14 protein-coding genes are annotated in these 22,043 nt (G+C 38.7%); 9 read left to right on the top strand and 5 right to left on the bottom strand.

The window, feature by feature from the left end:
- Positions 1-3: 3 nt before the first annotated feature.
- The 3 genes from GFH32_RS00910 to GFH32_RS00900 form a co-directional block, all read right to left on the bottom strand.
- A complete protein-coding gene (locus GFH32_RS00910) occupies positions 4-3,633 on the bottom strand; it encodes a SusC/RagA family TonB-linked outer membrane protein (protein ID WP_160366867.1) in 3,630 nt (1,209 codons plus the stop codon).
- Positions 3,634-3,830: 197 nt separating this feature from the next.
- Positions 3,831-4,970 (bottom strand): FecR family protein, encoded by a 1,140-nt coding sequence (locus GFH32_RS00905; protein ID WP_153509289.1) that lies wholly within the window; start codon positions 4,968-4,970, stop codon positions 3,831-3,833.
- A gap of 64 nt (positions 4,971-5,034) precedes the next feature.
- Positions 5,035-5,559: an RNA polymerase sigma-70 factor gene (locus GFH32_RS00900; protein ID WP_153509288.1), complete on the bottom strand. Its 525-nt coding sequence runs from the start codon at positions 5,557-5,559 to the stop codon at positions 5,035-5,037.
- Positions 5,560-6,340: 781 nt separating this feature from the next.
- On the opposite strand from GFH32_RS00900, the gene GFH32_RS00895 reads away from it, so the two are divergent.
- Complete coding sequence (locus tag GFH32_RS00895) at positions 6,341-6,526, top strand: hypothetical protein (RefSeq protein WP_153509287.1); 186 nt, start codon at positions 6,341-6,343, stop codon at positions 6,524-6,526.
- 47 nt (positions 6,527-6,573) lie between these two features.
- A complete protein-coding gene (locus GFH32_RS00890; RefSeq protein WP_160366866.1) occupies positions 6,574-8,217 on the top strand; it encodes a fimbrillin family protein in 1,644 nt (547 codons plus the stop codon).
- A 708-nt stretch (positions 8,218-8,925) separates the two neighbouring features.
- Here the strand turns inward: GFH32_RS00890 and GFH32_RS00880 are convergent.
- Complete coding sequence (locus GFH32_RS00880) at positions 8,926-9,885, bottom strand: hypothetical protein (RefSeq protein ID WP_153509284.1); 960 nt, start codon at positions 9,883-9,885, stop codon at positions 8,926-8,928.
- A gap of 417 nt (positions 9,886-10,302) precedes the next feature.
- Here GFH32_RS00880 and GFH32_RS00875 point away from each other — a divergent pair, with 417 nt between their 5' ends.
- Positions 10,303-10,806 (top strand): hypothetical protein, encoded by a 504-nt coding sequence (locus tag GFH32_RS00875; RefSeq protein ID WP_153509283.1) that lies wholly within the window; start codon positions 10,303-10,305, stop codon positions 10,804-10,806.
- Positions 10,807-10,855: 49 nt separating this feature from the next.
- Here the strand turns inward: GFH32_RS00875 and GFH32_RS00870 are convergent, their stop codons facing one another.
- A complete protein-coding gene (locus tag GFH32_RS00870; protein WP_153509282.1) occupies positions 10,856-12,325 on the bottom strand; it encodes a hypothetical protein in 1,470 nt (489 codons plus the stop codon).
- A gap of 175 nt (positions 12,326-12,500) precedes the next feature.
- Between GFH32_RS00870 and rbsK the strand changes: the two genes are divergently transcribed.
- The 6 genes from rbsK (at position 12,501) to GFH32_RS00840 (ending at position 22,008) form a co-directional block, all read left to right on the top strand.
- A complete protein-coding gene (gene rbsK, locus GFH32_RS00865; RefSeq protein WP_153509281.1) occupies positions 12,501-13,418 on the top strand; it encodes a ribokinase in 918 nt (305 codons plus the stop codon).
- Positions 13,419-13,450: 32 nt separating this feature from the next.
- Positions 13,451-14,455: a GRP family sugar transporter gene (locus GFH32_RS00860; protein WP_153509280.1), complete on the top strand. Its 1,005-nt coding sequence runs from the start codon at positions 13,451-13,453 to the stop codon at positions 14,453-14,455.
- A 50-nt stretch (positions 14,456-14,505) separates the two neighbouring features.
- Positions 14,506-16,059 (top strand): ADP-ribosylglycohydrolase family protein, encoded by a 1,554-nt coding sequence (locus GFH32_RS00855; RefSeq protein ID WP_153509279.1) that lies wholly within the window; start codon positions 14,506-14,508, stop codon positions 16,057-16,059.
- Between the two features lie 57 nt (positions 16,060-16,116).
- Positions 16,117-19,407: a SusC/RagA family TonB-linked outer membrane protein gene (locus tag GFH32_RS00850; protein WP_153509278.1), complete on the top strand. Its 3,291-nt coding sequence runs from the start codon at positions 16,117-16,119 to the stop codon at positions 19,405-19,407.
- A gap of 3 nt (positions 19,408-19,410) precedes the next feature.
- Complete coding sequence (locus GFH32_RS00845; protein ID WP_153509277.1) at positions 19,411-20,937, top strand: RagB/SusD family nutrient uptake outer membrane protein; 1,527 nt, start codon at positions 19,411-19,413, stop codon at positions 20,935-20,937.
- Between the two features lie 213 nt (positions 20,938-21,150).
- Positions 21,151-22,008, top strand: a complete 858-nt coding sequence (locus tag GFH32_RS00840; RefSeq protein WP_153509276.1) for a hypothetical protein — start codon at positions 21,151-21,153, stop codon at positions 22,006-22,008.
- The last annotated feature ends 35 nt before the right edge of the window (positions 22,009-22,043 follow it).

Here is a 22,043-nt window from a genome sequence, read left to right as displayed (position 1 = left end):
GTGTTAAAATCCTAGTTTAAGTGAGAATGTAACCTGACGTGGTACAGGTAATGCCACACCACCATTGCTATAGAATTCCGGATCTACGCCGTTTAATTTCTTATCGGAGTACAATAGGAAAAGATTGTTTCCAACAAGGTTAAATTGTGCCGATCTAAACTTGATTGCTGAAGCATATTTACTAGGCAGACTGTATCCTAATGTTACCTGAGATAATCGAATATAATCACCTTTCGCAACGCGCTCTGAGGAATAGTTAAAAGCATTGTAAGTATAAACACCGGAAGTGCGTATGCCTTCACGATCCTTAACCTCATATTCATAGCCATAAGTATCTAATGATGATGGAATCACGGTTAGAATTTCATCTCCTTTATATATCCATCTGTTGATTAAGTCTTTCGACACATTGTACATATCGGAATATACTGCTGAATAGGCAGGCTGTAAACGCACCATATTACCAAATCCGAATTTCAACAAGAAAGACATCGAGAAATTCTTGTATTCAAACCGGTTAAAGAAACCTCCTGTATATACAGGATCTACTGGGCCTTCGTATTTTAAGAACTCGATTTCATCGGATTGTAACCAGAAATAAGTTGCTCCGGGAGTACCATCAGGACCAATAAATGTAGGGTATCCACGCTCATCATAAAGCTTATCAAAGTCTAAAGAATACAAACCTCTATGTGCATAATTTAAACGTGCGCCGCCTTCTGCTGAAACTAAGTTCCAGATATTTCTAGAGACGTCCATATTCGTAATCTTAGTACGATTATAACCGAAAGAAAACTGGGTTCTCCAGGTTAAACCATCAGGATTACGGAATGGAAATCCGCCAATTTCGAAGTCGACTCCTTCTCCAGTCATATCGGCATAGTTTGCCGCCTTTGTATATTGGCCTCCGATTCCTGAAGTTCTAACTGAACCGATCAAGTCGAAAATATTTCTACGGTAATAATCAATATGGGCATCCACTTTATTATTGAAGAAACCTAAATCTGTACCGATATTCACTTCGTACATTTTCTCCCAAGTAAGGTCTTTGTTTTCTAAACCCGATAGATCAATTTTTCCTTCACGTTCGCTTTCGTAAGGGCGATAAGCGACAGCGTTATAATACACCGCAGCCGAGTTAGACGCATTTCCCATGTTTGCTACTAGACCGTAAGTACCACGGATTCTTGCACTAGAAAAAACAGAACTCTCTTTATTGAAAAACTCCTCTTGGTCGATATCCCATGCTCCTGAGACGTTCCATGTTGGTAGCCAACGTGCCACCTTTGAACTTCCCATTTTGTTGGATCCATCGTAGCGTGTCGTAAAGTTGAAAGAGTATTTGTCTTTATAGTTATAAGCTCCTCTTACCGCATAGGCAATTTTCCGGTCGTAAGAATACCACATACTAAATGGAGTATCTCCTCCTTCTATCCCTTTCTTGTAAAAGCGATAAGTCGGCATCACCAAGTTACCATTCCCGTATTCAATACCTGGGCCTGTAAAATCATGATTTTGCTTGTCTGCATATTGGAGCTCCATTGTTCCGAAGAAATTAACGGAGTGATCATTAAACTTCTTATCGTACTCTAAATTATGACGCAAATAATAACTGATCATATTGTTATTTGAGGTATTGAAAAAACCTCCATTCGGTAAAATTACATAACGATCTCTGTTTGGATAATCAGGATCTTTATACAAGAATCTATTCGAACCATTGATGGTATTATCTCCATTAGCGCGGTAAGATTTTGCTATATTAGAATTCTCAGTAATATAATGCTGTCTCTCCGAATTATAATAGCGGTACATCCCCGTAACGGAGTATGTTAATTCTGGTATGATTTTATAAGTAATTCCCCCTTGAACTTTCAAATCCATCAGCTTAAGGTTGATATAGTTATTGTCTAACTCATTTAAGATATTGAAATCGCCATAGTCACGAATGAAATATTCCAAAGAACCATCCTCATGATAAGGTGTTATGATTCTACTAGTGTTCAAAGCATAAGAATAAGGGTTGATATCAAAGTCACGTGAATAGTTACCATAAACGGCATCAGAAGCGCGATTGATAGTTCCTGGTGCTTTTTGATCACGAATATTACCTTGAAATAGTATTTCCGCTTTTAGTTTATCGTTAATCGTAAAGTTATTCCTTAAGTTAGCCGTAAAACGCTTTGCACGATTGCCTTGCGTAAAGCCTGAATCGTCCATATAACTTGTTGATGCATAGGTTTGAGATTTTGCCGTTCCTGAAGAAACACTCAATGAATGCTCATGAACTAAAGAATTTTTAAACAACAAATCAAACCAGTCGGTATTTGCATTTCCATATCGTTGTAGAAATTCGTAACGAGAAGGCGCATCATTTCTTAAGGCATAAGTATCTGTTTTCTCGTCATAAATGTACATTTGGTTATACATTTTCCAAAAAACACCACCTGTAGCGCTACGAGAAACACCGGAGTGATTTAAGAAACCTTTGCGTTCTAAGTCTAGTATAAGGTCCATTTGCTCACCCGAATTCATAATATCGAACTGGCGATACGAAGGTTTAATGTATGTGGTAAAATTACCGGTGTAATTAATATTTACGGCTCCATCGGTATTTCTACCTTTTTTTGTGTTTACAACAACAACCCCGTTCATTGCTGCTGCCCCGTACATCGCAGTTGCAGCCGCATCCTTTAGAATGGTAATCGATTCGATATCGTCAGGATTTAAACCAGCTACAGACGATCCTAATAGCGTATTTGCATCTCCCGTCGACAATGCTTCATTCGAGATGTTTACCGCCTCGTCCAAGATAACTCCATCAATAACCCATAATGGCTTGTTATCTCCAGTAATTGAAGTTGCTCCACGCACACGAATCTTAGGTGCTGCACCGAATGTACCTGAAACGTTCTGCACCGAAACCCCGGCAGCTTGCCCTTCCAACATTCTAGAAATATCGGGAACCCCCGCACGTTCAGCGTCTTTTGCATCTATTTTTGATGTTGCTCCTGTAAATAATTTGCGATCTAATGTCTGATAACCTGTCGCAACAACATTTACAGCATCTAGCGCTTGTTCTGTTGGCTCTAACACAATATGTACAACCGATCTGCCAGCTACAGCCACTTCCTTCGTTTTATATCCGACATAACGAACAACAAGTGTAGCATCAGCAGGGGCAGCAAAGCTGAAATTACCACTCTCGCCTGTTGCAGTTCCGGCAGAACTACCCTTTACCTGCACAGAAGCGTTTGCTAGGTTTTTTCCATCAGACCCCTTGACAGTACCTGAAACTTGATGCTGAATAATCTCTGCGGATGCTAAATTAGCGGCACCAGCTTTGTAATTAACAGAGATTGTATTTGCAATAATTTTAAAAGAATACGAATTGTCGTCTAGCAACATAGAAAGCACCTCTTTCAATGGCGCATTCTTGACATTCAGATTGATGGATGAGGCGTGCCGAACGACATCATCGCTATATAGAAATTTAAATTTCGTCTGCTTAGAAATCTGCTGAAATGCATCCTCTATTTTCGCGCCCTTCAAACGCAAGGAGACATGTTGTGCTGTTCCATCTGCATACGCACAAGACATAAAAATCAACAATAAGAATGTTGTAATTTTCATAATTCGGATAATTATGCCAAAAGGAGGACCATATGGATATCGGCTCCTTTTGCCAAATGAGAAGTTATTCATACATTTGATAATTGAGTTAATGAATTAGGTTACTACTTGTTTTTTAACTGAATAAGCATACAGGGGTGCTGCAACACTCCTGTTTTTTATTGCTATGGGTTGGTGTAAATCTTTATTTTCATAATCTATTTTTTGGTTATTAATAATTTGTTCTTGTCTAGTGTAAACTTTAGGTCGCTGACAAATTCCAACATCTTAATCACTTCAGATAATCGTGAATCTCTCTTAATCTCTCCCGAATAGGTTTCTGTTAATGAAACATCTGACGCGAAAGATACATCCAGATTATACCACATTTTCAACTGCGTAGCAATGTCAACAATATTGTCTTTCTTGAAATAGAATTCATTGTTTTTCCATGCAAGATCCTTCTGTAAGTTTGCTTTCTTCACTTGAATTTCATTGCCTCTTACTTCGGCTTTTTGACCCGGTTTTATGATTTCGCTATGCTCATTCTTTGACACCTCTACTGATCCTTCGGCTAGCGTGGTTTTGGAACTGTTACCATAAGTTGAAACATTAAAATGTGTTCCCAAAACTTTTACTGTTCCATTTTGGGTAACTACATAGAATGGTCTATTAGCATCTTTAGCCACCTCAAAATAAGCCTCTCCTTGTAGATAGACTTTTCTTTCATTCCCATCAAACTTGGTAGGAAATTTCAACTCACTATTCGCGTTAACCCATACGGATGTTCCGTCTGCTAAGGTTAGTTGGAAGTGATTTGCCATCGGCACCACTAAGGTATTCAGCATGGAAACCTTAGGGCGGCTAGCTTCTTCAGTATTTGAAGACCCACTCTCTAGCACTCCAGAGCTATCCGACAAACTTAACTTTGCATCGACCTGTCGTTGTTCTCCATTAGCCAAAATAATCTTAGCGCCGAGAAGCGCTGGATTTACATCTTGCTTAATAATTGTCGTGTATTCAATCTTTTCACTAGAGATCTTGGTGTCTTTTTGATTTAGAAATAAATATGCACTGCCTGCTATCAGCAAGACCGCCGCAGCAGCACTCCAATAGACAAGTCTTCTCTTCTTAGGACGACGCTCTTGAGTCTTCCGCCATGCTGTTTCGGTATCGATGGCATCTAACCATGCGAGCTCTTGCTCATCTACCGAATTGGTCATAAGATTCTCTTCAAACGGCGCGTTAGTCGGATGCGCAGCACGCCAACTTTCTAATTCCATTCGTTCCTGGTCAGTTAGTTCGTTACGATACTTTTTGACCAATAGTTTAGCTATTCTGATTGCGGTTATAATCATGTTATATATGACTAAGAAACGCAAAGAAGAATTAGGGGTGACAGGAAATCGAAAAAAAGTAAAATTATTTTAAAAAGAGCAGGAATAGAGAGAAGAATTCTGGGCGTAACATTTCTCTCAACGCTTTAAGGCCTCTTTTTTTATGGGTCTTGATTGTATTTATACTTACTTCAAGCTCATTTGCGATCTCTTCATTGCTCATGCCTTCTAGATAGCTTAGCGAAAATACTTTCCGGCAGGCTTCCGGTAGTTTTTGCAAAGCGGCATTTATTTCAAAAGTAAATTCTGCTTGAATGATCTGATGCTCATAGTCAATGTTATCTTGTTCGGTAAAATGAATTCTCTCCCAATATTTCTTCTCAGATTGACTTTTACGGTTTTGATTAAATACTGAAAAACGAACTGAAGAATAAAGAAACCCTCTAATAGCCGCTTCATCTGTCGAGACGCGTGATTTATTTTGGAAATAAGAAACAAATGCGTCCTGAGCCAAGTCTTCTGCAAGAGATTGATCCTTTACCATCTTCCAGGCAAAGTAACAGAGTAATTTATAGTATTTACTAAATAAAATCTTATCCGTAACAATCATTACAGGCTTTCTCCTTATTAATTTTTAGTGATTTCAGGTAAGCGAAAGAATCGTCAGATCTTCATAATTTATAAGCTCAAAGTAAAAGTATAAATTTTTCAACAATATTAAAATTTATTTGAGTCCAGCGAAATGATAGTAATTTTCTAAAAGATGTTATGATTTTCAATCAAATATTTAATAGTTGAAAGTAGATAAAAATTAAGAATTAGAGTTACTAGGTTAGAAATGAAATCAAGATTTCAAAATCAAAAAAACTTGATATGCATACTCCATAAGCATATTTTCACCCCTAAAACCTGTAGCGATACAGCTACAAAATTTAAATATACTCCTTGAAATACGCGTCAAAATTAATCTCTATACATTTTTTACTAAAAAAAACATACAAGCAAATAATTATAACAATCTAGTTGTTATATTTGCATAAATTGTATCTAAAATATTTAAAGAGGATAATATTTACGTAATAAGATATAATTGCGTTTGCCAAACAACAATATTAACCAACATCTGCTAATACAAAGAAAGAACAACGAGCTTTCAAATGCTATGCGCGCAAACAACCTTCTGCCTTTAGGTTAGTATCTAGCGCATTTAAAACGTTTTTCAAATTCAAAAATCATCGAACAAGTCATTGCGTCGCATGAATATCCTATGCTCATTTTTAGCGCGGATACAACGAGCGACCTCTGGTAGCGTTGTGATGACGTCTTCAGAGTTATATGACTACTGTGCTACTTAGCGATAATAGAAACACAATAGGACTTAACTGAAAGAAATGAAACAAAAACTAACCCCTTATGAAAGCCCAAAAGTCGAATGGGAAGTCATAGAACTAGAATCCAGTATTGCTCAATCCTCCACAACAATTTCTGGAGGAGAGAATTTAACAAATGAGTTTACACCCGCTGTAGATTCTTGGGGAGCAGAACAATCCCAAGATAGTGTCCGCGGAGATCTTTAACCCAACATTACCCCAAATTCTACCGAGTAAATCAAATGAAACAACTTATGATGAATTGCAATATTCAAACGTTAAGAATATTCGCAATACTATTTCTACTGACTTTGAGCGCCTGCTCTAGGGAAGTCAATAACGAAATAGAAAAGCCACAATTAACTGGATTATCGGTCTCCGTATTAGGAACCGATAGTGAACAGATTGATATAGAAACTGAAGCCCCTAAAGCTTCCAACGAAAGATTGAACCCCATTAAAAAGCACTTAGCGATACAGTCCGCTGGAGATATCGACCTCGCTATGACAGTTGAAAAAGACGACTATTCAGTAAACGGAGACACCAGGCTCTTTTCAAGCAAACAGAGCGGCGCTTCTTCCAAAATGCTCCGCGCGGAATCAATGGCACCAGGAATCGTCTTCAGGATGCTGATCTACAATATGGATGGCACCTTGCATGAAAATGTGGAAGCCACGGCGAACACCGAATTAAAAATTGATGTGGTCAAAGGCGCAAGCTATCGCTGGATAGCCTACTCCTATAATCGCGACAATTCTGTAACCTTGCCAGACGTCGCCAACCCATTAGCTCCAAGCCTATCAACAGGTGAAGGCTACGATCTTCTATATGCGACAGACACAATAAATATATCCAACACAGGTAACACGCCCCTAGGCATCCTATTTAAACATAAGCTATCAAGAGTAGCGGTTGAGCTCAATACCATGGGCATGTTCGCCGATCTTAACGCGGCGCAGATTACTTTTGCAGGAAATTATTTTGGAAAAGGATCCATAGACTTATTTACCGGCACAGTTACAAACGAGCAGAATTATTCAGCAGCCCCCGTATCCAGCAACTTCCAGCGCGTACCTAACTATAGCTACGGGGATCGAAATGTGGCCTATTTCTACACGTCAAATCCAGCGGCGATCAACTCTTTTCAAGTCATTCTGAATAGTTTGAGCATACACATCGACAACAGCACAATTAGAACTTTTAATAGCCCGGTCAGCTTGCCTGCGGTGAATTTAATAACCTCCACTTTAGGAACCAGTAGAACAGTAAAGGTTGACCTGATCGAATCCGCACTAACGGTGGGATCGGTAAAATGGGCTAGACAAAACATCTATTATCAAGCAGGACATAATCCTTATCGTTTTAATCATACTTATGCTCACAGTAACAATAGAAACAGTTATTTCGCTTTTAAAGCCCATCTTCCTGAAAATTGGGCCGTACGAGATGCTGAAATTGACCCTTGTAGCTTGGTCTATCCACAAGGCGTATGGCGCAATGCGACAGAAGACGACTACGACGACCTACTAACTCATACAGGTAGTCGCGGAGATGTCGGAGGACTAAACTACATTGAATATGCTGCAACGGGAACTGCGTCTCCTTATCCTAGCAACAACTTACGTTTCAACTACAATGGACAGGGTATTGCAGCGAGTTTAGCCGAGATTATTAGCTTAGATTTAGGAACAACATATGGCAACAGCGCGAACTTATGGACAACTGATGAAATCTTAGCAGTACCTCCATTTATCTCCGCGGGTTCACGCTACTACAGATCTACTTCTATTCTAAATACGATGGCAACAGAACTCTTAAACATCTCGCTATTAGGAAGCGTCAATGTGCTACAAACACCCTTTAAAAATGTTCGATGCGTAAGAACTGCTGGAAATTAAAAAGGAGCTAAACAACACACAACCAATTGGCTTAAGCAACACGTAATTTTGATGATTTTGACGTATTGTTTGTTTAAGATTATCCCCAATAGCCATTGCGCGTCCGGCAGAGCGCGTAATGGCGGTTGTTACAATCACAAAGTACCCTCATATTGTATAAACAGTGTATAATCCGCTAGCTATAGCGATTAGACTACATTTAAAGTTATAACCTCTCCATAGGTTGTAATAAAAATTATTTTTCTGTATTGGATTTAATTTCAATAATTCATATGTTTAACCATCTTTTATAGAAGGCACACTTTTTAAAAGAACTATGAACTGGAATTAAAGTCGAGACATGAAAACGCTACAAGTATCAAATTTATCTTTAAAACAACTTAATATCCAAAGAAGAAACAGCTACGGCTTCGTTTTAGCATCCTTATTGATAACAACGTTGATGATCTTGTTTGCGATAGTTTTCTTACACAAACAACAAGAAATGTTGCTTCCGGTTCTCGTGGCTGCCTCACTCCTAATTACAGGCCCAGCTATATTGAAACTTAGACAAATAAATCTTGAAATTAGAGCAAAGCTGCAAAGCGCCTCTTAATTTATTCTGATAAAACAGAAATGCCAGACAAACGTCTGGCATTTCTGTTTCTAAATACTTATTCTATAATTGAATCTTCTTATTTAATGCTATTAAGCAAACATTCCAGAGGATTATTCTGGCGAATAAGCAAAATATATTCTTTTGAATGCTTCCGCTGTATCACATTCAAACAGCGTACTGCCAGCAGTTGGCAATTCCCTTAAAAACGAAATCAACTCTTTCGATAAGCGCACGTCGCCTTTATGCACGACTGGACTAAACCGAAGCTTATTTTCATACTTCATAATGAATGAAACGACAATATCACCCATAGATAATGCCCTATGAAGATTTGAGCATAAAAAGACAGGTCGTTCATTAAACAAGGAATCAGCAATATCTTCGTAATCCAAGTCACCGATTACTATATTCGAAGTGTCAGCCGCAGAATCAAGCTTAGCTCCGACGGAAAAATAAGTCGCTGCAACACTACCATTTAACACACCTGGCGCCCACTTTTTAAACGCACTTAGATCCAAGGAAGCAACTAAGTCATTCGTCTTTAAAAACTCCATTCTACCATCGTAATGAACTACTCCCTCGATTGGCTTTTCCCAATCGTATTCATACATTTTCGCAGAATCAAGCTGGGTTAAAAGTTCTTGCTGAAGTTTTCGTCGAAACGCATTGTACCCTCCAGGATAATCCATTAATACCTCGCAGTTAATGAAATAATGGGTAACAGATCTGTCAAGATTTTTTATTGCCCATTTTTGATTAACAAAAAAAACATCCTCATCATAGTCATCCCAGTAAAATTCATAATTAAATCGGTATCCGCTAGGCAACTGACTCTTGTATCTTATTGCGACAGTATTAAACTTTTCGATTTCTTTTTTTTTCCATTCATCTTCACTCTTATCAAATAAAATCATCCCCAACGAGTCAATAGTAAAACCGACTTTAAGAATTCGACTTTTTATATTTCGGTCTTTCATCTCAACAGCAGCCTCTTTTCCGATCAATTCCAAGATCGAATCTTGCTGAGCTTTTACAGAAAAGCTCGGCAACAATAATAATATAGCGAACATTAACCTCATACCTAGTAGATGAAACAGTCGGAACAATTCCATAAGGAATCATTTTTTATATGCATAAAAAGCATCGCCTAGGAAATATAAGACAACATTGTTCATCGCATAATGAGTTAACACTCAACCATCAGCGGTTTACTATTATTGAAAAAGACAAACAACACATACGCTCTATTTTCTTTCTACAATCCTCCCAAATTCAAACCACATCCCATCGAAAAGGGATATAAATTGGAGTTGAATTGGGTTTGAAAGGGATGTGAAAGGGAACTAAAGCGAATCATCAATTAGTTCACGCTAACCCCTACAGCGGAAAATACCTTTCCGTAGGTATACTTCCTCCAGCGCGCATCTATTATATTTGCTGAAAACAGTAAGCCTATTCTTGAAGAGAGATTTCGCTAGACCGAAGCTATGGAACCATTAAAAGCATATACCTGTCAAAATTCTGACTTCATAGACCATGTTGATGTCATTTGCCCTAAATGCCACAAGAAAGCCCTCGTGATTGGCGTTTCGACGAATGCTTCACGTGAGGAGCAGGAAGAAAAAGTGCGCTTTGCTTGCCATTCCTGTAGCTATAGCCTAAAATTGGCAAATACTCCCAAAACATTATTCTATCGAACGAGTCGTGGGAAGTCAGTTTATGGAAGAATTCTTCATTTAAATGCCCCAATAGACCCTTTTTTTGGGTTTAACGTTTGGTATCAGATTGATAGTGCGCATGGTCTTCTTTGGGCATACAATGAGGCTCACCTTTCCGTTATTGAATCTTATATAAAAGACAAATTGAGACCACGTTCCAACATATTCCATATGAATCGAAGTATTGGAAGCCGTTTGCCGAAATGGGTTGGAATCGCTAAGAATAGAGAGTATTTACTCAAATTGATCGAAAGAGCAAAACACAAAATCTAACATCCGATAGAAATTAAATCAAGGTGTTATGAAAGGCGGGCTCCTTTACTCAGCTTTTCAGCAATCGGGAAATCCACCCATCATAGTCGAAATATTTTAATAAAGGCTCTTCTTTCCTCTTCGCCTGTAGCTCCATGAGTTGAGTTTGATAAAGACTTAATGTCTTCTTCTTCCATTCATTCCCTCTCCGTTTAGGTTCAGTGGCTAACAACCTAAAAACAAGATTCTCAATATTGTATCGCTTACCCAGCTTTTGCAATTGTCTCTTCAATGCTCGAACTTCAGACTCCATATAGTCACAGTCATGTATTTCATAAATGGTCTTCAGATACAGTAATTTTGCCGCCCGGAAGATATTATGTCGAGTTCCATGTACGCAACTATCGAACATTTCATTTAATACTTTTTTTGTTGTGGTATAGTTCCCCGAATAAAAGTTCGTCAAGGCTTGAAGGAAATACCACTCCATTGCCTTTTCAACGTCACCAATATGAATGTGCAAATGATTTTCCTTCGCTGATTGGATGAAAGTAGCAGCCTCCTTATATTTTCGTTCACCAAGCAATCTTTGCAATTGATAGCAAGCCGATGAGAGATGGACTAAATTATGAAAGTGCTCTGTATAATCGCCTTTTCCAAGACCCGATAGCTTATCAATATAAGCCTGCATCTCGGTATATTGCTTCATATTTGCGAGGCTATTCAAAATACCATCTAAGGTTGACAAGTAATCGTAGGGTGGAAAGTTCCACATGGAAAGATTTTCTTCAAATAAATTCGAGAGCTCTTTAAAGATCATTAAAGCAGAACGGTACTCTGTTTTATGAATAAAATAAAATGCTTGAAATAATAAATGGAGTTTCTGAGTTTCAAATCTTGTTTTATTCCCTCGAAAAGACAGACTTAACTCGCCAAGGATTAAATCATCAGTATATTGGTCGAGGGTGGGATTATTGGCAAGGCGAATGTTCAGAAGCTCATAAAGAGAATAATGCTCTTGAATTTCGCGAATGGATTGAATAGCCATCTTAGCTTCCATTTGCTTATCCACAATTTGCTGCTCATCGTAGTCAGAAAATTTGGAACTATGTAAGACATCCAATTCCATTCGAAGAGCATTGTATTTATTAATAAAATTCTCTGTTTGGTTCGCCTTTTTATAAACCGATTGAATCTCCTTCATCCCGCGATCGGGTATAGAACGCTCAAAACATAAGCGCGCCTTCATTAATCCGTAATACTGCTGAAACCAAGAATCCTGCTCAATGCGAATCTGCAATAACACGTCAGTAAGCACTTTGAAGAGATAGTTAGCGGTACTTTCTAACGAAACCGCAGGGTACTTCTCCTTAAACAATTGCTGCCAGACTACCCCTTGCTTATTCTTATGTTCTAATATAATTTGAAACAACAAGGCATAATATTTTTCATTCTTCGACTGATTGGAATAAAGCTGGAATTGCTTTTTCTCTGATGAAGAAAGCGAATATATCAATTTCTCAAGGTCTTGGTACGACATAGGTTTATTGGTATCTATAAGAATTTACAGCGCTAATATATTAATAATTAAACAAATATATTCTATTTTTTGGCTATTTTTAATAATCAGAATTATCACATTATAAACAATATTGTCTTTTTATTGAAAACTTAGGTGTTAATTTTAGGAAACTTTTAGATAAACCTAACCAAACATGAAAAATAAGATCGTCGTAGTTGGCAGCACAAATATGGACATGGTTGTTAAAACAGGGCATATTCCTAAACCTGGGGAAACTGTTCTCGGAGGCACCTTCTTTATGAACCCTGGTGGTAAAGGAGCAAACCAAGCCGTTGCTGTCGCTCGTTTAGGAGGCGATGTCACTTTTATTAGTAAAATTGGGAATGACATTTTTGGCAAGCAATCCACCAAGATTTTCGACGACGAGGGAGTTGATATTGGTGGCATTTATGCAGAAGTAAACAGCCCTTCAGGCATTGCCTTAATTACCGTTGACGACAAGGGAGAGAACAGTATTGTTGTTGCTCCTGGTGCCAATGCCTTTTTAAACGCTGACAACGTACAATCTGCTTTTGATAAGTATCCGCAAGCTTCTGTTCTACTTGTTCAATTAGAAATTCCAATGGAAACTGTAGAAGCAGCGATTAATTATGCTCGGAGCAAATCGATTACTGTGATTTTAAACCCGGCACCGATGAACAAAGCGGTCGCTAAGTTTTTAGATAAAATAGATATTATTACACCAAACGCTCATGAAGCGGAAGCCTTATCCAATCATACCATTACGGATGTGGACAGCGCAATAGTTGCTGCGAAAAAAATTCAACAGCAAGGTGTAAAAACAGTCATTATAACTTTGGGGGAAGAGGGTGCAATTCTATTAACAGAAGATGAAGTCCACCATATCAGTACACCAAAAGTCGAAGCGATCGATAGTACCGCAGCAGGCGATGTATTTAACGGTGCGTTTGCCGTAGCGTTGTCAGAAGGTAAGTCTCTGAAAAATGCTGTAACATTTGCCTGCCGCGCTGCTGCAATTGCAGTGACAAAAATGGGTGCGCAATCTTCGATACCTTATCGTAACGAGATATTACTTACTTACTTTGATTAAGCTTAGTTAATCAACGTACTAAACCAAAAATTATGTTTATTGTATCTGATTATAATACAGCTGTTATCTTCTGCTTTATCACCATGATATGCTGGGGATCTTGGGCAAATACGCAAAAAATAAGTCAAAAAGGCTGGCGTTTCGAATTATTCTATTGGGACTATGTGCTCGGTATTTTAATATTTTCACTGCTTAGCGCCTTTACACTCGGTAGCATGGGTGATCAAGGAAGACCATTTCTTACTGACATCGCGCAAACAAGTGGTAGTAACATTGGAAATGCTTTATTAAGCGGTGTCCTTTTTAACTTGGCAAATATTCTTCTTACTGCCGCAATCGCAGCAGCAGGTATGTCCGTTGCCTTTCCAATTGGAATTGGAATTGCATTAGTCGCCGGTGTATTTTTCAACTATATGATTCAACAGAAGGGAGATCCGACCTTATTATTTATCGGCGTAGGACTCGTAACCTTAGCGATTGTATTAAATGCGATCGCATTTAAAAAACATAAAGGCGCAAGCGAAAAAGCTGGAATTGGAAAATGGATTATCATCTCAGTTATCGCCGGCTTTCTGATGTCATCATTCTACCCTTTTCTTGCCTCTGGAATGGATTTAGAAAACTTTCAGCAACCTGCCGCAGGTAAGATGACTCCATACAGTGCCTTTGTGGTTTTTGCCGTCGGAATACTCTTAAGTAATATCGTTTTTAACAGCATCTTGATGAAGAAACCTTTAGAAGGAAAGCCGCTGTCTTATCGCGAATATTTCGGTGGTTCTTTCAGCTACCACTTAATTGGAATTCTTGGGGGAAGCATTTGGGGACTCGGAAACATATTAAACCTTATTGCTGCCGGAAAAGCGGGACCTGCCATCTCTTATGGTTTAGGACAAGGAGCAACACTTATCGCTGCACTTTGGGGAGTATTGGTGTGGAAAGAGTTTAAAGGCGCCGATGGAAAGGTAAACTCATTACTGTTGGCAATGTTCCTTTGCTTTATTGCTGGATTAGGCCTTATTATTTGGTCTGGTAGCTAAAAGCATTTATTTAAGTTAAATTAATACAAACCTATATTAACACGAAAAACATGAAAACATCACTTTGGAGTAGCCTACTACTAGGCATTAGCATCATCTGTTCTAGCAGTATGCTAATTGCACAGAAAAATGAAAAGATAAAGCTTACAAAGTCAGAATTACAAGATAAAATCAAAGGAGGATGGGCTGGACAAACCATCGGAGTAACCTTTGGTGGACCGACAGAATTCAGATACCGCGGAACTTTCATACAGGATTATGAGAATATATCTTGGTATGATGGCTATATAAAAAGCACGATGGTTCATAACCCGCATTTATACGATGACATCTACATGGATTTAACCTTTGTGGAGGTTTACGATCGTGTTGGTATGCATGCCCCAGTAGATTCTTTTGCGAATGCTTTTGCAAATGCCAGTTATTCCCTGTGGCATGCGAATCAAGCAGCACGTTACAATATCTTGACAGGCATTAAGGCTCCTGAATCAGGGCATTGGAAAAATAATCCACATGCTGATGATATTGACTATCAAATCGAAGCTGATTTCGCTGGGTTAATGAGCCCAGGAATGCCAAACACAGCCTCGGAAATTAGCGATAAAATTGGTCACATTATGAATTATGGTGATGGCTGGTATGGTGGTGTATATATCGGCGCAATGTATACTTTAGCATTTGTCTCTAAAGACATAAATTACATTGTCACGGAAGCGCTAAAGACTATTCCTGCAGAAAGCGAATTCTACAAGTGTATTGCTGATGTAATTCAATGGCACAAAGAGCACCCAGACAATTGGAAACGTAATTGGTTTGAAATTCAACAAAAATGGGCTGAAGAGGTTGGCTGCCCAGAAGGAGTTCATATGCCTTACAATATCGACGCAAAAGTGAATGCAGCATACGTTGTACTCGGCTTATTATATGGTGCAGGAGATTTCACTAAAACATTAGAAATCTCAACTCGCGCAGGTCAAGACTCTGATTGTAATCCAGCTAGCGCAGCAGGTATATTAGGTACAATGTACGGATACAGTAATATTCCAAAATATTGGAAAATGGGATTAGCAGAAGCGGAAGATCTTGATTTCAAATACACAAAAACATCATTGAACCGTGTTTACGCAATGAGCTTCAATCATGCAGTACAAATGATTAAACTTAACGGCGGCAAAATAAACAAGAATGATGTAGAGATCAAAGTTCAACAGCCTGTTGCTGTTCGCTATGAGAAAGCATTCGATGGTGTTTATCCTGTTCGAAAAGTTGGCTTAAACAGACAATTAAAAGGAAGCTACGAATTTGAGATTGAAGGCACTGGATTTGTGATTGTAGGTTCCGCCAAAAAGAAAGAGAAATCAATGAAAGACTTCGATATCCCATTGGATATATACATAGACGGTAAAAAACATGCATCTTTCATTCATCCAACAAATTACTTAACTCGTAAAGACGAAGTGTTCTGGGTGTATGATCTTCCCAAAGGAAAACATAAGGTAAGACTACAACAAACCGAAGAAAAAGAAGGTTATTGGGTAGACTTAAACAACTACATCATCTATTCTGATGAACCAAATCATGGAATTGAACAACATGCTCACTAAATAGCAATTAATACAAACAATAAATAAATCCAACAATTAACTAAATTAATCTATTCCATGAACAAATTAAAGCTAGAGGGGTTACTCCCTCTATTGCTGTGTCTTTTCTTTGTCTTCTCTTGGCAAGAAAATGCTTACGCACAGCGTGATCTCCTGATCCACGGCGTCGTGAAAGACGCTTCGACTGGAACGCCGCTAAGTGGGGTCTCGGTAACTGATCGGGCATCAAAAAAAACGACAGCAACGCAAGACGATGGTTCGTTTCAAATTACTGTCACCCAAAGTAGTACGCTAACCTTTAGTTTTATAGGTTATAAACAAGCGACTATTCAAGCAGGAACTCAAACTAATTTACAAGTTTCTCTGCAACCCGACCAAGCTGACTTGGAAGAAGTTATCGTTGTAGCATTTGGTTCAACGAAGAAAAAAGACTTAACAGGTTCTGTCGCATCAATTGGCGCAGAGACTTTAGAGAAAAGTCAAATTTCAACTATCTCTAGAGCTTTTGAAGGAGCCATTCCAGGTATCCAATTCTCAACAAACTCTGGCCAACCAGGCGCAGATGCAGCTTTGAGGATTCGTGGATTAGGCTCGCTAAATGCTTCTAGCTCGCCTTTAATCGTCGTTGATGGTGCTCCTTACAGCAATGGTTTAAATTCTTTGAACCCTGCAGATATCGAAACAATTGTAGTGTCGAAGGATGCAGCAGCAAATGCTTTATATGGATCAAGAGCTTCAAACGGTTTAATTTTGGTAACCACTAAAAAGGGGAAATCCGGAAAGACTAAGATTTCTTTTGACTCTCGTGTAGGTATCAGTAGCATTGGCCAAAGTGATTTCGACAAAGTAACAGACCCTGCAACGTATTACGAATACACTTGGCAAGGAATTTACAACTACGCAAAATATTTCCCAGATCGCGACGTGAAATTCAAGAATATGAGCGATACAGAATTACGTCAATATGCATCCGACAATTTGTTTAAAGCAAATGGGAATGCCTTAACGCAACGAAATGGTTTAGGAAATTATATGTTATATAAGATCCCTGACGGAACAACGCTTATCGACCCTGCTACAGGTAAATTACGTACAGATGCACAATTGTTATATCAAGATAATTGGGAGGACTATTTCTTCAAAAACCCGATTCGTCAAGAATATAACGTTCAACTAAATGGAGGATCAGAAAAGACCGACTTCCTTGTGTCGTTGGGATATATGAATGAGCCTGCCTACGTTATGGCGTCTAACTTTGATCGCTTCACTGGCCGTATTAATCTAAATACGCAAGTTACAGATTGGTTGAAAGGGGGAGCATCCATGTATTATTCGAGGACAAACTCTGATATTCCGGGCTACACTGGAGGAACGGTTAACACCAACTTATTTACTTGGTTAAACTATTTTAGTCCAGTTAATTCCTTGTTCGCGCACGACGAAACCGGCGCAATACGATACGATCAATCTGGCAAAATGATGTTTGACCTAGGAAATGGAGAGACTTATTCTCCATATGGATCGACAACAAGACTTGCCTTTAACGGATATTCACCAGGGATCTACTTTCAGAAAGACTTTGCAAACAACAAACGTGATGTATTATCTGGTAGAGGGTTTTTAGAAGCAAGTTTCTTAAGTGATTTCAAATTTAAAGTTGACTTTTCTATCGACAACAACTACACGTACAACAAGAGTTATGCAAATAACGAGAGTGGTGCTGCAGCAAGAGATTCTCAGGGAACTATCTCCGGTTATTGGGCGAAGAGCACACAGGTTAATACAGTTCAGTTGTTATCATGGGCTAAAGATTTTGGAGATCACCATGTAGACGCATTGTTGGGACATGAATTCCGTTGGGAACGTAGCGACAATCAAAGCGGGCAACGTTACATGATGCTTGCTTATGATAAACCAAGCTTCAATAACTCGATCGGAATAAACTACCTAACAGGTGGAGCGAGCTCTTCGACTATTGAAGGATATTTCAGTCGTGTAAATTACAACTATGCCGAGAAATATTATTTATCTGGGAGCTTTAGAACCGATGGCTCTTCCTATTTCCGTAATAATCAATGGGGTTCTTTCTGGTCGATTGGTGGAGCCTATCGTATCTCTAAAGAATCTTTCTTAGCTAACCAATCCTGGATTGACGAGATTAAGCTTCGTGCAAGTTATGGCCTTCAAGGAAATAACGCTGTTGGCGCGACAAACTGGGCAGATATTTGGAGCCTTTCGAATGCAGGTAATTTAATAACACCTGTACCTTCCATATCGCAAACGAATTGGTCTAATTTAGATTTAACCTGGGAAAATAACTATACTGTAGACTTTGGTATTGATTTCAACTTCTTCAATAGACTATCGGGTACTTTCGATTATTTTAACAGAGACACTAAAAACCTATTGTTCACGAAGCCACTTCCAGCTTCAACAGGGCGTGGTTCTAGAATGGAGAACTCGGGAGAATTAAACAATAAAGGCTTCGAACTCGATCTTAATTATACAATCATCCGCAATGATCGATTAAGATGGTCGGTTGGCGCAAATGCTTCTCGATACAGAACGACCTTAGTTTCCATGCCTGAAGGTGTAGGAAGTGACGATTACAACGGTGGATTCCCACAAGGAAATTTCCTTCGCGGACCTGGTAGAGACTACTATAACCTTTACATCTATCGTTATGCCGGCGTCGATCAAAATACCGGATTAGGAATGACCTATAAAACGTTGAAAGAAGGTGATGATTTATCCAAATATCCTGGAAGCAACGTTGGAGATATCGTAACAACGACAGGGAACGATGGAACCCGTTATGAATTAGGCACAACGACTCCAGATTTCGTTGGAGGTTTTAATACGAATGTATCGTACAAAAACTTCGATTTATCAGTATACGCAAGTTATCAAACGGGCGGTAAAACCGTATCGTTATCATATCAAGGACTAACAGGAAATAGTATCGGCCGCGGCATACACACCGATTTACTAAATGCTTGGACACCTGAGAACAGAAGTTCTAACATCCCAATGCGTATGTTAGGAGGCACTAATTTCGGTAGTCAACCAACAGGTGGGGGCGCAGGTCAATATTCAGATTTCGCGATGTTTAGCGCAGGTTATTTGAATTTGAAATCAATCACTTTAGGCTATACCGTACCTAAAGATGCTTTAACAAAACTGAAGCTAGAACGTCTTCGTTTTTCATTAGCGGCAGAAAACTTATTCTTCTTATCTGCGAAAAAAGGTGTTGACCCTCGTGTTGCCTTTGACGACGGATCTAGTGTAAGCGCTTTCGGTTATCCACAATCTAGAGTTGTATCCTTCGCCATCAATTTAACCCTGTAAATCATGAAAAAGAATAAGATATATTTAGGCTTAGCCATTCTTAGTTTAACCTTCGGATCTTGTCAAAAATTATTGATAATTGATCCAGAAAGTAGTCTTACTCAAGACGACATCCAAGAAATCGTTAAGAAAAACCCGGACAAAATATTAGAGCCGCTAGTAGCAAATTTAGTAGCGTCAATAAACTCGTATAGCAATATCAATTCAGTCGACACCAAAAACTATTCAGTAAATAATTTATTGTTAAGTTTAAAAGGTAACGATATGGTTCTTGCCAATTCTCCAAGTTGGTTAAAAGGCGATTATGAAATGCGTTCTTATCGTGAAGAAAGTACCGGCAGAGTACAAGTTTATTGGGGCACGTTTTACCGCTATATTTACTTGGCTAACCAAATTTTGACTGTGATTCCAGAAGTCAATGAATCCGAATTGACCGCAGCGAATAAGTCCATTTTACGCTATAAAGCAACTGCATTAGCGATACGTTCATTCGCATACACAAACTTAATGTGGCTTTATCAAAATGACTACATGAATGGCGGAAAGGATAAATTAGGGGTACCAATCACTGATGCCACGGGAGATCCAAAGCCTCGCGCAACTTCTGCAGAAGTATGGAACCTAATCATGTCTGATGCTGAAACAGCCGTTTCATTATTCAAGAAAATTGATGGCTTCTATACTACATCAAGAACCGACGTCGACGGAAGTGTGGCTTCTTCCTTTCTAGTTCGTGCAGCTTTAACGACAGGAAATTGGGACAAAGCTGTTGCGGCCGCCAATGATATCCTGACGTTTTATCCAGAGCTTTTTAATGAGAACGACTACACTACTTCTGGCATGTCTCTTTTGAGTAAAGAGACAATATTTGGATACGAATATTCAAGTACGTCTGGTAAAGGAACATCTTCATTCCACGGATGGATGAACCCTAAATCCGAGGGTGGCTACGGTGGATCGCAAGGTCATTGGATGGCGATAGATCAACGTCTTTTTGACAAGATATCTGCAACAGACTACAGAAAGAAAAACTTCGTTCAAGATGAATCGATTGACTTCACGTACCCTACTTCTGGGGCCAAAGTTAAGTTCTTAAAATACTATAGTTTAAAATTTGCGGCACCAAAGATATCAGCAGCTATTCCAGAATACAACCAGAACGAGATTTTCATCCGTTCATCTGAGATTATTTTAGCAAAAGCTGAAGCATTAGTTCGTGCAAATAAAGACGCGGAAGCCCAAACTGCTTTATTCCAATTAGTATCAAAAAGAGACCCTAGCTATGTCAAAAGTACAAAGACTGGAACGGCCTTATTTGATGAGATCAAACTTCAAAGAAGAATTGAACTATGGGGTGAAGGTGGACATGAATTCTTCGATAACAAGCGCTGGAATATCGCTGTCGATAGAACGAGTTCGATCAACCATAGTGAAAAGAAAGTAGTACCAGCAGGTAAAGATTTCACCCTGCAAATCCCTTTGAATACTGAGTTGAGTTATAACGACTTAATTCAAGAACAAAACCCTTAGAACTTGTTTAGTTTATCGTATATATACAATTAGTTTGTTTATATAACTTGGTCAGGAGGCGCTTTCGAAAGAAGGCGCCTTTGTTATTTCTTCTTTTTTAACCGAAGAAAAACTCATTTCACCGTTAATATATAGCCACTCACCGAGATACATGATTTTCCTAACTCTTTTTCTTTAACTTGAGTCCACACTTTGATACCAAAAAACGAACTTATGAAAGTATTTGTCTTACTAATCTGCACCTTGTTGGCGGCTCAATTTTCCTACGCACAAAACTTGAATAGCCAATCAAAACTATCAGCAGATTCCATCATCATAAATGCCTATCGAATTGATCAAATAAAGCGAGAGGAAATGATGAAAGTCATCAACAAAAGCGATTATCCGAAAGACAGTTTGGTTCTTAAAATTATGGACCTTAAGAAGCAGGATGCCCAGAATCAGAACCTTGTTTTCCCTTTAATCGACCAATATACCATCGGATCAATAGAATTAAGTCCATTGGCATTAAATGGTGCTTATTATATTATACAACATGCCGAAATTGAACAGCAAGAAAAATATCAATCTTTCGTTGAAAAACTATTTGAAAAAAAAGTAATCAATACTGTTGAATACGCTCGCTTTGTTGATCGAGTTCGGGTTAAGCGAAATAAAGCGCAATATTATCTTACGCAAGCTTACCAAAACGCGGGGACCGAAGGAACATTTCCTTATCCTTTGACTGCTGACGCCGCAGAATTGGTCAATAAAATTGGGCTAAAAGAGACATTCCAAAAAGATATTGCGAGTTTCAAAAACGAATACACGCCCATATTTCTGAAGGAAGATGAGTTTGCCATTTTCGGACACATACTTAATAATGTAAATAAGGAAAAGATCAACAATATAGAAATTAAGCTGAACGGAAAAACAATTACTCGAACCAATAAAGAGGGATTCTTTGCCTTTAAAATTAAGAGAACAGAAGCTGTTCCTGAATTAGAACTGCTCGTTGAGGGCAAAAGCATAAAGCAGCGCATAGAGATTCTGCCGGAAAATGACTGGTTGTCAGTGAATATTGGAATCTAGTTGCCATAAATTAATTTTATGAACCATAAAAAGAG

The sequence above is a fragment of the Sphingobacteruim zhuxiongii genome (genome assembly GCF_009557615.1).
Lineage (GTDB): Bacteria > Bacteroidota > Bacteroidia > Sphingobacteriales > Sphingobacteriaceae > Sphingobacterium > Sphingobacterium zhuxiongii.
The sequence above is the reverse complement of the archived record's forward strand: the minus strand, read 5'-3'. Positions and strand labels throughout refer to the sequence as shown.

Bases quoted from the DNA above. Each gene is read 5' to 3' on its own strand.
- GFH32_RS00860 (WP_153509280.1), top strand. From the start codon at position 13,451: ATGTTTATTGTATCTGATTATAATACAGCTGTTATCTTCTGCTTTATC.
- GFH32_RS00895 (WP_153509287.1), top strand. From the start codon at position 6,341: ATGAAACAAAAACTAACCCCTTATGAAAGCCCAAAAGTCGAATGGGAA.
- GFH32_RS00900 (WP_153509288.1), bottom strand. From the start codon at position 5,559: ATGATTGTTACGGATAAGATTTTATTTAGTAAATACTATAAATTACTC.
- GFH32_RS00880 (WP_153509284.1), bottom strand. From the start codon at position 9,885: ATGTTCGCTATATTATTATTGTTGCCGAGCTTTTCTGTAAAAGCTCAG.
- GFH32_RS00855 (WP_153509279.1), top strand. From the start codon at position 14,506: ATGAAAACATCACTTTGGAGTAGCCTACTACTAGGCATTAGCATCATC.
- GFH32_RS00870 (WP_153509282.1), bottom strand. From the start codon at position 12,325: ATGTCGTACCAAGACCTTGAGAAATTGATATATTCGCTTTCTTCATCA.
- GFH32_RS00905 (WP_153509289.1), bottom strand. From the start codon at position 4,970: ATGATTATAACCGCAATCAGAATAGCTAAACTATTGGTCAAAAAGTAT.
- rbsK (WP_153509281.1), top strand. From the start codon at position 12,501: ATGAAAAATAAGATCGTCGTAGTTGGCAGCACAAATATGGACATGGTT.
- GFH32_RS00910 (WP_160366867.1), bottom strand. From the start codon at position 3,633: ATGAAAATTACAACATTCTTATTGTTGATTTTTATGTCTTGTGCGTAT.
- GFH32_RS00840 (WP_153509276.1), top strand. From the start codon at position 21,151: ATGAAAGTATTTGTCTTACTAATCTGCACCTTGTTGGCGGCTCAATTT.
- GFH32_RS00875 (WP_153509283.1), top strand. From the start codon at position 10,303: ATGGAACCATTAAAAGCATATACCTGTCAAAATTCTGACTTCATAGAC.
- GFH32_RS00890 (WP_160366866.1), top strand. From the start codon at position 6,574: ATGATGAATTGCAATATTCAAACGTTAAGAATATTCGCAATACTATTT.
- GFH32_RS00845 (WP_153509277.1), top strand. From the start codon at position 19,411: ATGAAAAAGAATAAGATATATTTAGGCTTAGCCATTCTTAGTTTAACC.
- GFH32_RS00850 (WP_153509278.1), top strand. From the start codon at position 16,117: ATGAACAAATTAAAGCTAGAGGGGTTACTCCCTCTATTGCTGTGTCTT.